The 12345-nt window shown below is 69.1% G+C and carries 11 protein-coding genes; 10 read left to right on the top strand and 1 reads right to left on the bottom strand.

What is annotated here, in order from left to right:
• Positions 1-16: 16 nt before the first annotated feature.
• The 10 genes from Aple_RS22980 to Aple_RS22935 all read left to right on the top strand — a co-directional run bounded on the left by Aple_RS22980 (position 17) and on the right by Aple_RS22935 (position 11955).
• Entirely contained in the window at positions 17-760 is a 744-nt protein-coding gene (locus Aple_RS22980; protein WP_155346744.1) for an ABC transporter ATP-binding protein, read from the top strand.
• 3 nt (positions 761-763) lie between these two features.
• Positions 764-3289 (top strand): ABC transporter permease, encoded by a 2526-nt coding sequence (locus tag Aple_RS22975; protein ID WP_155346743.1) that lies wholly within the window; start codon positions 764-766, stop codon positions 3287-3289.
• Positions 3290-3406: 117 nt separating this feature from the next.
• Positions 3407-4246, top strand: a complete 840-nt coding sequence (gene murI, locus Aple_RS22970; RefSeq protein WP_155346742.1) for a glutamate racemase — start codon at positions 3407-3409, stop codon at positions 4244-4246.
• Positions 4243-4995: an MBL fold metallo-hydrolase gene (locus tag Aple_RS22965; RefSeq protein ID WP_155346741.1), complete on the top strand. Its 753-nt coding sequence runs from the start codon at positions 4243-4245 to the stop codon at positions 4993-4995. Before murI ends, Aple_RS22965 begins: the two co-directional genes overlap by 4 nt.
• A 5-nt stretch (positions 4996-5000) precedes the next feature.
• Positions 5001-5717: a ribonuclease PH gene (gene rph, locus Aple_RS22960; protein ID WP_155346740.1), complete on the top strand. Its 717-nt coding sequence runs from the start codon at positions 5001-5003 to the stop codon at positions 5715-5717.
• Between the two features lie 48 nt (positions 5718-5765).
• The gene (gene rdgB, locus Aple_RS22955) at positions 5766-6371 is read left to right on the top strand and encodes an RdgB/HAM1 family non-canonical purine NTP pyrophosphatase (RefSeq protein ID WP_155346739.1); all 606 of its coding nucleotides are present in this window, start codon (positions 5766-5768) and stop codon (positions 6369-6371) included.
• A 315-nt stretch (positions 6372-6686) separates the two neighbouring features.
• Positions 6687-8399: a molybdopterin-dependent oxidoreductase gene (locus Aple_RS22950; protein ID WP_155346738.1), complete on the top strand. Its 1713-nt coding sequence runs from the start codon at positions 6687-6689 to the stop codon at positions 8397-8399.
• Positions 8400-9205: 806 nt separating this feature from the next.
• Positions 9206-9979, top strand: coding sequence for a toxin glutamine deamidase domain-containing protein (locus Aple_RS22945; protein ID WP_155346737.1), 774 nt, complete (start codon positions 9206-9208; stop codon positions 9977-9979).
• Between the two features lie 25 nt (positions 9980-10004).
• The gene (locus Aple_RS22940) at positions 10005-10268 is read left to right on the top strand and encodes an SUKH-4 family immunity protein (protein WP_155346736.1); all 264 of its coding nucleotides are present in this window, start codon (positions 10005-10007) and stop codon (positions 10266-10268) included.
• 388 nt (positions 10269-10656) lie between these two features.
• Entirely contained in the window at positions 10657-11955 is a 1299-nt protein-coding gene (locus Aple_RS22935; RefSeq protein ID WP_155346735.1) for a ThuA domain-containing protein, read from the top strand.
• Between the two features lie 63 nt (positions 11956-12018).
• Here Aple_RS22935 and Aple_RS22930 read toward each other — a convergent pair.
• The coding region (locus Aple_RS22930; RefSeq protein WP_170321625.1) for a thioesterase family protein at positions 12019-12345 on the bottom strand (327 nt) is incomplete at its 5' end.

Raw genomic sequence — 12345 nt, 5'->3', positions numbered from 1 at the left:
CCCTAGCGTTGCTGGCATGACGATTACTACCGATGTCCGGCACGCCGTCGTGGCCAAGGGACTGACCAAGATATACGGGCAGGGCGACGCGGCTGTGCACGCGCTGCGCGGGGTCGACGTGAACTTCGCCACGGGGGCGTTCACGGCGATCATGGGGCCGTCCGGCTCGGGGAAGTCCACGCTCATGCACTGCCTGGCGGGGCTCGACACGGTGACCGAGGGCAGCGTGACCGTCGGCGACACCGAGATCACCCGCCTGTCCGACAAGCAGCTGACGCTGCTGCGCCGGGAACGAGTCGGATTCGTGTTCCAGGCCTTCAACCTGCTGCCCACGCTGACCGCCGAGCAGAACATCCGGCTGCCCCTGGAGATCGCCGGACGGCAGGCGGATCAGGTGCTGTTCGACCGGGTCATCGACACGGTGGGGCTGCGGGACCGGCTCTCCCACAAGCCGAGCGAGCTGTCCGGCGGGCAGCAGCAGCGGGTGGCCGTGGCCCGGGCGCTGATCAGCAAGCCTCAGGTGATCTTCGCGGACGAGCCGACCGGCAACCTCGACTCGCGCAGCGGCGCCGAGGTGCTGGCGTTCCTGCGCCATTCGGTCCGCGAGCTCGGCCAGACGATCGTGATGGTCACCCACGACCCGGGCGCCGCCTCCTACGCCGATCGGGTGATCTTCCTCAGGGACGGCCTGATGGTCAGCGAGCTGGTCGAGCCCACGCCGCAGACCGTGCTCGACACGCTGCTGAAGCTGGAGGCCTGACCGGTGCTCAAAACCACCCTGGCGGGGCTGCGAGCGCACAAACTCCGGCTCCTGCTCACCTCCCTCGCGATCACCCTGGGCGTCGGCTTCATCGCCGGAACGTTCGTGCTCACCGACACGATCGAGGTCGGCTTCCGGCAGAAGTTCACCGCCGACGCCGCCAAGATCAGCGTCGCGGTCACGCCGAAGGACAACCCCAAGGCTCAGGAAGCACCCACCATCCCCGCCGACGTGCTGGAGCGGATCCGGAAGGTCCCCGGCGTCGCCGACGCCCAGGGGCTGCTCAGCGGCCCGACCCCGCTGCTCGGCCGGGACGGCAAGGCGGCGGGCAACTTCCCGACGACGGCCGTCTCCGTCCCCACCGGCTCGCTCAACCGCGTCATCGTCACCAGTGGCGACTTCCCCGCTCGGCCGACCGACGCGATCCTGGACGAGAACACCGCCAAGACCAGGCGCTTCGCGGTCGGCGACACCATCACCGTGCTGGACGCGAAGGGCGCCAGGAACGACTTCACCCTGGTCGGGCTCTTCGACACCGGCGTGAACCAGAATCTGGCCTACACCGGCGCGGTCGGTTTCACCACCGAGACCGCCCAGCGCATGACCGGCGCCAAGGGCTTCGGTGAAGTCGACGTCGCCGGAGCGGAGGGCTCGGACCCCGCGCGGCTGCGAGACGCGGTGGCCGCGGCCATCGGCGCGGACTACGAGGTGAAAACCGGCAGCCAGGTGGCCGACGAGCTGGCCGCCCAGAGCAATGTCGAAACCAGTTACCTGACCCTGATGTTGCTGCTGTTCGGCCTGATCGCGATGTTCGTGGCCGCCCTGGTGATCTACAACACGTTCAACATCCTGGTCGCGCAGCGCACCCGCGAGATGGCGCTCCTGCGCTGCATCGGCGCGACCCGCGCCCAGATATTCGGCTCGATCCTGCTCGAATCCGTGGTCGTCGCGATCCTGTCCTCCGGCCTGGGCCTCCTGCTCGGCCTCGGCCTGGGCGCGGGCGCGATGGCCGGCCTGGAGCTGCTCGACGCGCCCGTCCCCAGCGGCGCGGCCATCTCCCTCGCCCCCCGGACGATCATCCTCGCCGTGGTGATCGGCCTGGTCGTCACCGTCGGCGCCGCCCTGCTCCCGGCCCGCGCCGCCACCCGCGTCGCCCCCATCGCGGCCCTCCGCTCCCAGGTGGAAGAACAAACCTTCAAAGCCGGTCTGGTACGGACAATCCTCGCGACCCTCTTCCTCCTCGCCGGAACCGGCGTCACCGTCGCCGGAGTCACCATGGACGGCGGCGACGAGGCACTGATCGTCATCATGGGCGGCGGCGCGCTCTTCTTCCTGGGCGTGCTCATCCTCAGCCCGGTCATCATGCGCCCGCTGGCGAGTTTCGTCGGCTGGCTCCCGCGCCGCCTGTTCGGCGTGCCCGGCAGCCTGGCCGTCGACAACGCCCGCCGCAACCCCAAGCGCGCGGCGACCACGACCGTGGCGCTGACCATCGGCGTCACCCTGATGACGCTGATCTCCGTGATCACCACCACCACCCGGGCCACCATCAACGCCCAGCTCGACGCCCAGTTCCCGGTCGACTACATGATCTCCGAGCAGCGCGGCTCGGAGTCCCGCATCCCGCGCGCCCTGGCCGCCGCGCTCCGCCAGAGCCCCGAAGTCGGCTCGGTCATCCAGATGCAGCGTGTCGAGGCGAGCCTCGAAGGCTCCGGCACGCGGGACTTCCAGGTAGGAAATTTCCCGGCATCGCCGGATTTCCGGCCGCAGGCGACCACGGGCTCGTTCGACGGCTTCGGCCCCGGCGCCGTGGCCCTGGTCGACGGCACGGCCCGCCACCTGGGCCGGAAGGTGGGCGACACGATCCAGCTGAAGACCGAAAAGGCCGGAACGGTCACCTTGAAGATCGCCGCGACCTTCGACCCGGAGACCAGCGACCTGGCCTCCATCACCATTCCGCAGGCGGAATTCGACCGATATTTCGGCGCTCTTGATGACGCGGCCGTCTACGTGAACGCCAAGGACGGCGTCGCTCCCGACGTCGCGCGCCGGGCCGTGGAGGCGATCGCGCAGCCGTACCCGACCGCGCTGGTGGTCAGCTCGACCGAGATCCGCGGCGAGTTCGACGACGCCCTGAACATGATGCTCATGATCTTCGGCGGGCTGCTGGGCCTGGCCATCCTCATCTCCGTGCTCGGCATCGCCAACACCCTGTCCCTGTCCGTCCACGAACGCACCCACGAATCCGCCCTGCTCCGCGCGCTCGGCCTGACCCGACCCCAGCTCCGCCGCATGCTCTCCCTGGAAGCCCTGCTGCTGGGCCTGATCGGCGCGCTGATCGGCATCAGCCTCGGCGTCGTCTTCGGGTGGGCCGCCATGCAGACCCTCCCGTTCGACATCCTCTTCCGCGCCCCCGCCGACCTGATCCTGCTCTTCCTGGTCCTGTCCGGCCTGGCCGGCGTGCTGGCCGCCCTGCTCCCCGCCCGCCGCGCCTCCCGCGCCTCGATCGTGGACTCCCTCGCGAGCACCTGAGGTCCCCCGCCCGCTCTCAACCCCTGAGGGCGGGCGTTCCTCGGTTCGGGCAAACACACACGGTTCTGAGGATTCTTACCGGGAGCGCCCGGGGGTGGTCCCTTAACCTTGGGAAGCATGTTGCACGGAAGTATTGGCATCTTCGACAGCGGTGTCGGCGGGCTCACCGTGGCGCGGGCGATCATCGACCAGTTGCCGCACGAGTCGATCTTGTATGTGGCGGACACCGCGCGCCAGCCGTACGGGCCGAAGAGCATCGCGGAGGTCCGGGGCTACGCGCTGGAGGTGATGGATCACCTGGTCGAACATCAGGTGAAGATGCTGGTCATCGCATGTAACAGTGCCAGCGCGGCGGTGCTGCGGGACGCGCGGGAGCGCTACGACGTGCCGGTGGTGGAGGTGATCCAGCCGGCCACCCGCAGGGCGGTGCGGGCCACCAGGAACGGGCGGGTGGGGGTGATCGGGACACGAGCCACGATCGAGTCGATGGCCTACCAGGACGCGTTCGCGGCCGCGCCGGACGTGCGGCTGGTGGGCGTGGCCGCGCCGCGGCTGGTGGAGTTCGTGGAGCGGGGCGAGACCGACAGCGACGAGCTGATCGAGGCGGTGCGGGACTACCTCGCGCCGGTGCTGGCGGAGGGCTGCGACACGCTCATCCTCGGCTGCACCCACTATCCACTGCTGGTCGGGGCCATCTCCTATGTCGTGGGGGACGACGTGACGCTGGTGTCCAGCGCCGAGGAGACCGCCAAGGACGTCTACCGCGTGCTGCACGATCGGGGGCTCAACCGGTCCGCGGACGTGCCGCGGCACCGGTTCCGCGCGACCGGTGATCCGGCTCCGTTCGCGCGACTGGGGCGGAGGTTCCTGGGGCCGGAGATCCAGGCAGTCGAGATGGCGACGATCGGCGACGCACCCACGATCGCGGACGTTTCCGGAAATGGGAGGTCTCAGTGAGACTCACGATCGTCGGTTGCTCGGGGAGCTTCCCGGGGCCGGACAGCCCCGCCTCCTGCTACCTGTTCGAGGCGGAGGGCTTCCGCCTGGTGGTCGACCTCGGCAACGGCGCTCTCGGCGCGCTCCAGCGCCACATCGGCCTGCACGAGGTGGACGCCATCTGCCTGTCCCACCTGCACGCCGACCACTGCCTCGACCTGTGCTCCTACCACGTCGTGCGCACCTACAGCCCCGGCGGCCCGTTCCCCCGCATTCCCGTGTACGCCCCTGCCGACGCCCCCCGCCGCCTCAACCGCGCCTACGGCATGCCCGACGAGCCGACCCTGGAGTCGGCCTTCGACTTCCACGCCCTCACCCCGGACCGCCGCCAGATCGGCCCCTTCGAGGTGACCACCGCGCTGATGAACCATCCAGTGGAAACCTACGGATTCCGGATCTCGTACGGGGGCCGCTCGGTCGCCTACTCCGGCGACACCGGCGAGTGCGCCGAGCTGGTCCGGCTGGCCAGGGACGCCGACGTGCTGCTCTGCGAGGCGTCGTTCCTCGATCTTCCCGATCTCACCCCCGACCTGCACCTCAACGGCCGCCAAGCCGCCGAGCACGCCGCCAAGGCCGGGGCGGACCGCCTGGTGCTGACCCACCTCGTGCCCTGGTACGACCAGGACCGCATTCTGTCCGAAGCCGCCACCGCGGGCTTCACCGGGCGGCTGGAGTTGGCCAGAAGCGGTGCGGTCTATGACCTAGGGTGAAGGTCATGGCTCGCTCTGATGGACGTACGCCCGACCAGCTCCGGCCCGTCACGATCACCCGGAACTGGCTCGCCCACGCCGAAGGCTCGGTCCTCGTCGAGTTCGGCGGCACGAAGGTGCTCTGCGCCGCGACGGTGGAGAGCGGGGTGCCGCGCTGGCGCAAAGGCAGCGGTCTCGGCTGGGTGACGGCGGAGTATGCGATGTTGCCCCGCGCCACCAACACCCGCGGCGACCGCGAATCCGTGCGCGGCAAGATCGGCGGCCGGACGCACGAGATCTCCCGCCTGATCGGCCGCTCGCTGCGCGCGTGCGTCGACTACAAGGCGCTCGGCGAGAACTCGATCATCCTGGACTGCGACGTGCTCCAGGCCGACGGCGGCACCCGCACCGCCGCGATCACCGGCGCGTATGTGGCGCTGGTGGACGCGGTCTCCTGGATGCGCAAGAAGCGCATGTGCCCCGGCGATCCGCTGGTCGACTCGGTCGCGGCCGTCTCGGTGGGGATCGTGGGGAACACGCCGCTGCTGGACCTCTGCTATGTCGAGGACGTGAAGGCCGGAACCGACATGAACGTGGTCATGACCGGCAAGGGCGCGTTCGTCGAGGTGCAGGGCACGGCCGAAGGCGCTCCTTTCGACCGGGACACGCTGGACGAGCTGCTCGACCTGGCCGCGGCCGGCTGCGCCCAGCTGACCGAGCTGCAGAAAATCGCTTTGGCCTGAGCGCGCGCGAGCCCGATCATTGAGGTCTGGCTTCTTTTTGGGGATGGAATGACACGTCTGGTGCTGGCGACCCGCAACGCGGGCAAGATCGTCGAATTCCGCCGGATTCTGGCGGACGCGCGCGTACCCATCGATCTGGTCGGCCTGGAGGCGTTCCCCGAGATCGGCGAAGTCGCCGAGACCGGCCTCACCTTCGCGGAGAACGCCCTGCTCAAGGCCCACACCGTGGCCAAGGAGAGCGGCCTGCCCGCGGTCGCCGACGACTCCGGCCTCTGCGTCGACGCCCTGAACGGCATGCCCGGCATCTTCTCGGCCCGCTGGTCGGGCGGCCACGGCGACGACCAGGCCAATCTGGCCCTGCTCCTGGCCCAGCTCTCCGACGTCCCCGACGACCGCCGCCAGGCCCATTTCACCTGTACGGCGGCGCTCGCGTTGCCCTCAGGCGAGGAACGGGTGGTCGACGGCATCATGCACGGCACGATCATCCGCGAGCCCCGTGGCACCAACGGCTTCGGCTACGACCCCATCTTCGTCGCCGACGGCGAAACCCGCACCACAGGCGAAATGCCGGCCGCCGAAAAAGACGCCATCAGCCACCGGGGCAAATCCTTCCGCGCCCTGATCCCGGTCATCATCGAGGTCCTCGGTTCCTGACCTGGCATTTTCGCTTGAGAGCCACCGTGGGAGCCTTCACGCAAGCCACCGTGAGAGCCTTCACGCAAGCCACCGTGAGAGCCTTCGCGGGAGAGCCACCGTGGGAGCCTTCCCAGAAACACCCTGGACGTCTTCGCGGAAACACCACGGCGCTGGCGGGGTCGGGCGGAGCCCGAGGGAAAACAAAAGGGCTGGGTGGGTGGGAGAACCACCGTGTCCTGGCTGTCGTTTCATGTGGGAGCCGGCGGGGATCTCGATCGCCTCGTAACCCGCTCGTAAGATCTTCTGTCGCTGGGTAGGCGTAGCGTCTGGAGTGTGGAACCACGCACTCGCCCGCCCGGCTGGGCGGCCGCTCTGGCGGGGGTGACGGCCGGAGCCGTCGCGCTCGGTATCGCCCAGCTCGTCGCCGGGGTCTTCGGCGGGACCTCGCCGATCATCGCGGTCGGGAACTCCGCCGTCGACAACACGCCGTTGTGGCTGAAGGAATGGGCGATCCGCACCTTCGGCGAGAACGACAAGAACGTGCTCATCGGCGGCATCCTCGTCGTCGTCGCCCTGATCGCCGCCGGCCTCGGCGTGCTCTCCCGCCGCCGGGTGGGCTTCGGCGTGGCCGGGTTGTGGCTCTTCGGCCTGGTCGGCATGCTCGCCGTCCTCACCGGAGCCGAGGCAGGGCCCCTGGCCATCCTGCCGCCCCTGATCGGCGCCGGAGCCGGGGCGATGACCTTGTCCTCGCTGTTCCGGCGGCTGGAACCACCCCCGTGGGCCGAGTCGGAACGCGCCGAAGCGCTCGCCGCGGCGGAATCCGACGCCGCAGCGGAACATGACGATTCACGCGCAGCCGCGGAACATGATGATTCACGCGCAGCCGCGGAACATGATGATTCGCGCGCAGCGGCGGAGCATGACGATTCCGATAGAGCGGAAATGCCGCCCGTGATGCGTTCGGGTTCCGAGCTGCACGCGTTCAGCAGGCGTCGGTTGCTGACCGGTGTCGGCATGGGCGTGGGCGTCGCCGGTGTGTCGGGGATCGCGGGCCAGCTCCTCTCCGGCCGCAACGACGTATCCGGCGCCCGCACAGCCGTCGCCAAGGCACTGCCGACCGCGGCCACGCCGTTGCCGCCCCTCCCCGCCGGAGTGGATTTCAAGATCCCGAACCTGTCCCCCTTCTCGACCCCCAACCACGACTTCTACCGCGTGGACACCGCCCTGGTCGTGCCCGCCGTGGACCCCAAGAGCTGGACCCTGACCATCCACGGCATGGTGGACAAACCCATCGAGATCACCTTCGACGACCTCATCAAACGCCCGCTGATGGAAGCCGACGTCACCCTGACCTGCGTCTCCAACGAGGTCAACGGCCCCTACGTGGGGAACGCCCGATGGCTCGGCGTGCGCATGGCCGACGTCCTGCGCGAAGCGGGCCTGCAGGCCAACGCCGACATGCTGCTCAGCACCTCAAGCGACGGCTGGACCTGCGGCACCCCCATCGACATCGTCATGGACGGCCGCGACGCCCTGTTCGCCATCGCCATGAACGGCGAGGTCCTCCCCGTCTCCCACGGCTTCCCCGTCCGCCAGGTGGTCCCCGGGCTGTACGGCTACGTCTCCGCCACCAAATGGGTCACCGACATCAAGGTCACCCGCTACGACCTCGACGAGGCCTACTGGACCCCCCGAGGCTGGTCCGCCATGGGCCCCATCAAGACCGGCTCCCGCATCGACCTCCCCCGCAACAAGGTCAAACCCGGCCGCAACACGATCGCCGGCGTCGCCTGGGCCCAGCACCGCGGCATCGAAAAGGTAGAGGTCCAGGTCGACGACGGCGACTGGCGCGTCGCCCGCCTGGCCGAAGTCCCCGGCCCCGACACCTGGCGCCAGTGGGCAATCGACTGGGACTTCACCCCCGGCCTCCACACCATCCGCTGCCGCGCCACCGACGGCACCGGCCAAACCCAAACCGCCAACGGCGCCCCACCCGCCCCCAACGGCGCAACCGGCTACCCCTCCGTCCTCATGGAAGCCGTCTAACCAGCCCGCACGTACCAACCAGTCGCCCACCCGACCGACCACTATCCGTCCAAATGGAATTGCTGCGACTCTGGCACGCCGCAGGCTCGCCGCTCCCGCAGGGACAGCGGCCGGATCTCTCTCCGGGGACGACCGCCAAGATCTACCGCAGCTCCATCAAACCCGTCTCCCGGGCCGCCATGCATGAAGGCGAGAACGGCGAGCCGCCCCTGCTGTTCTCAACGCCCTGTGACGGCTTCCATCTCCCCACCGCACCGGTGACGACGCCGACTGTGGAAGCCACCACCCCACGCAGCAAGCGCCAAGCCAATCGACCATCCGACCCCACCGTCCCCGCGAAACCCACCACCCACGCAGCAAACGCCGAGCCAATTAGCCGTCCGACTGACCTTCCGTCCCCACGGAAGTCAGCCATTCCGCGCAGCTCGCTCAAGCCGTCCAGCCTCAGACTCGGTTCGTGTCCCTAGGTGCGGGGTTTGCCTCGAGCTTCCTCCAGACCCCAGCTCACGATGACGCCCTTGCCTCCGACTCGGGTTGGCACCGCCTCTTCCCCCAGGCCTCCTCCCCCAAGCAATCGCCCATGCTGAGGCGCACAGCATCGAGCCGGCTGGTCCTCCGACCGGCGCCTTCGTCCTGGTGGGATCCGTTTGCTCGCGGGTATGCCAACGCGTGGTCTTTCGTGTGGCGGTCGGTTCTTGGGTTGGCCAGCGGTACGGCAGGATTTGGGAAACGCGACTTACCAGACGGGAAGGGCCTCTACGATCGGCATCCTGAGGGGGAGGGGCCTGCAGTTGGTTTTCAGGGGGATGGCCGATCGACAGTCGCGGTGGCGGCTGCCGAGCGGCGTCTACAACCCCGTCGTCACGGGTGATGGCCGCCGCTGGCGTGACTACGAGCATGCCGCCGAGACGCCGGCCCCGACGCTGGATGAGCGTCCGTCCCTCCCGCGAAGCTCGGGTGTCGACAACGACTGGTTCGATCGTGGGTGCCGTCCGCCCCGCCTGGACGAGGTCAGGCCGTACGGGACCGCGGGTGGTCTGGCGCGGCCGGACCCGCAGACGCAGCAGGACCTGCTGCAGGCGGCGGCCGGGCGCTTCCCGGATCCGCGCGGCACCTGGATCCGGCTGATCAACGCGGAGGGTCCGACGGAGGATCCCTTCCGGTCCACCAACGCGATCGACTGTGCCCTCGCCGTCCTCTCCACCTGGCATGGCGAGCCCGCGGTGGCGGCGCCGCGCCAGCCCGAATACGACCGCGCGGGCAAGCCCGTGCTGTCCGGCGAGACCGGCGGGGTGGCCAGGGCCGAACAGTGGCTGGGTCATCGGTTCGAGTATCTGGGCCAGGGCCGCCGCGCCTACTCCACCATCGCCCAGCGCCTGCTCACGGGCGGCCAGGGTGCCGCCGCCATGCTCATCACCCGCTGGCCCAACGGCGGCAGCCACGCCTGGAACGCCGTCAACTCCGGCGGCGAGGTCCTCTGGATCGACGCCCAGCGCGGCCACATGGCCGTCGAACCCCCCTACGAGAACGTCACCGGCGTCTTCTGCGTCATCATCGACCACACCGGCCAGCGAATTTGACCCGCCCACACCCGGAGCACGCGCGATGACCCCCGAAAGCGCACGAGCCCTGGCCGAGGACTACTTCAACGGCGGCCGCCCCCACCCGCTCGACATCGGCGTCTACACCTTCGACGCCGGCTACGTCGCCTGGCCCCGCGAACCCACCCCCGGGGACCCCACCGTCTTACCCGACACCGTCGGCGGCGCCTGCATCGTCATCGACCGCCACACCGGCGAGGTCTCCGTCCGCCCCCTCCTTCCACCAGAACTGGTAGCCGAACTCTGGCCCGACCCCACCCCTCGCTAGAGCACCTACGCCGTAGGCAGCATCAGCCGGCTACCCGGCCTGGGACCGCACCCCTCGTTAGAGCCCAAGCCCTTGACGTGGCGAACCAACGTAGCAGGACCGGGACACGCCATTTCGTGCGCATCAGCGCCATGATCTCGACGTGCCGAGTCTCTGACACGTCTCCCACACCGTCCCGACCCCGGCATTGACAGCGGACCCGGGCTGATCGTAGCCTCAACCAAGGCTTATTTTTAGTAAACTTTCCTAAGGAAGGCTCTGAAGGCTTCCGCCGTCCCCACGTTGGCACGGAGGCGCGGTCGCCCATCGGCGCGTACGCAATGGCAGGCCAAGGCACCGGCGGCCATCACTCTCGGCACCAGCCACTCCCCCAGCTGAAGGATCCCCTGTGCCCAGAAATTTCGTGAAACGCTCCCTCGCCGCGCTCTTCGGCATCACCGTCGCGGCCTCCATCGGCTTCACCGTCAGCCCCGCCACCAGCGCCGTCGCCAGGCAGGCCGCCGCCCCGTTCAAGGTGCTCGCCTTCTACAACGGCACCTGGGACGCCGCCCACATCGACTTCGACAAAGAGGCCAGGGAATGGTTCCCCACGGCCGGCGCCCAGCACGGTTTCACCTGGGAGGCGACGACCGACTGGAGCCGCCTCAGCGCCGCGGGCCTGGCGCAGTACAAGGTCATCATGTTCCTGGACGACGCCCCGCCCGCGAGCCAGCGGGCCGCGTTCCAGACCTACATGCAGAACGGCGGCGCCTGGATGGGCTTCCACGTCAGCGCGTTCACCACCAACCCCAGCTCATGGAACTGGTACTACAACACCCTGCTGGGCTCGGGCGCGTTCCAGACGAACACCTGGGGGCCGACCGCCGAGACCCTGAAGATCGAGGACCGCGGCCACCCGTCCACGGCGGGACTACCGGCGACCATCCAGTCCTCGGTGAGCGAGTGGTACTCCTGGAGCCGTGACCTGCGGCAGAACCCCGACATCGACATCCTGGCGTCGATCGACACCTCCAGCTTCCCGGTCGGCAGCGACCCGAACCAGCAGTGGCGCAGCGGCTTCTACCCAGTCATGTGGACCAACACGAAGTACAAGATGCTGTACGCCAACTTCGGCCACAACGCTATGAACTACTCCACGAACACGCGTACATCGTCGACCTTCGCGAGCGCCCAGCAGAACCAGTGGCTGATCAACGGCCTGCTCTGGCTGGGCGGCGCGGGCGGCACCACACCGCCCGCACCAGAGCCGATCTCCCCAACGACGTGGTACTCGGTCGTCAACAAGGGCAGCGGCAAGTGCGTCGACGCCCGCGCGGCCGGCACCACCAACGGAACCGCGATCCAGCAGTACACCTGCAACGCGACCAACGCTCAGCAGTACCAGTTCGCGCCGACCAGCGGGGGTTTCGTGCGCGTCAACAACCGCGGCAACAGCGCCCAGGCGCTCGACGTGACCAACGTGTCGACCGCCGACAACGCCCCGATCCAAACCTGGACCTACGGCGGCGGCAACAACCAGCAGTGGCAGCCGGTGTCCGAGGGAGGTGGCTACTACCACTTCGTCAACCGCAACAGCGGCAAGTGCCTCGACGTCCCAGCCGCGTCCACCGCTGACGGGGTCCAACTCGTCCAGTACTCATGCAACGGCACGGCCGCCCAGTCCTACCGGCTGGTCGCACAGAGCTGAGGCAGGAGGCTCACGAGCGGGTGGCTGGACGTCGGCATCCAGCCACCGCAGCTCGGCCTCTCTTCAGCCTCGGCCGACGCGGGCAAGCTGGCGGGATTGGGCCACCAGGCGGCCGGTGGAGTCGTGGACTTCGACATCCTCGTCGAACCAGTCGTCGGAGATGAGGCGGCCGGAGGCGAGGATGGTGAGCCAGCCGGGGGCGGGGAGGGCGCGGAGGTGCCAGGTCAGTTCGACGGTGGGGGCCCAGCCGCGCAGGCCGGCGGAGAAGGCGACCGGGGGGAGGGCGTCGACGGCCAGGGCGAGGACGTAGGGGTCGGGGTCCTGGGGTTCGGCCAGGCGGAAGTAGGCGCGGGATTCGGGGTGGTGGGTGGGGGTGTCGGTGAGCCAGCC

It is taken from the genome of Acrocarpospora pleiomorpha, from assembly GCF_009687885.1.
Taxonomy (GTDB): Bacteria; Actinomycetota; Actinomycetes; order Streptosporangiales; family Streptosporangiaceae; genus Acrocarpospora; species Acrocarpospora pleiomorpha.
The sequence above is the reverse complement of the archived record's forward strand: the minus strand, read 5'-3'. Positions and strand labels throughout refer to the sequence as shown.

Coding starts and splice junctions, on each gene's coding strand:
- Aple_RS22980 (WP_155346744.1), top strand. CDS start 17: ATGACGATTACTACCGATGTCCGGCACGCCGTCGTGGCCAAGGGACTG.
- murI (WP_155346742.1), top strand. CDS start 3,407: ATGTTGCACGGAAGTATTGGCATCTTCGACAGCGGTGTCGGCGGGCTC.
- rph (WP_155346740.1), top strand. CDS start 5,001: ATGGCTCGCTCTGATGGACGTACGCCCGACCAGCTCCGGCCCGTCACG.
- rdgB (WP_155346739.1), top strand. CDS start 5,766: ATGACACGTCTGGTGCTGGCGACCCGCAACGCGGGCAAGATCGTCGAA.
- Aple_RS22945 (WP_155346737.1), top strand. CDS start 9,206: ATGGCCGATCGACAGTCGCGGTGGCGGCTGCCGAGCGGCGTCTACAAC.
- Aple_RS22940 (WP_155346736.1), top strand. CDS start 10,005: ATGACCCCCGAAAGCGCACGAGCCCTGGCCGAGGACTACTTCAACGGC.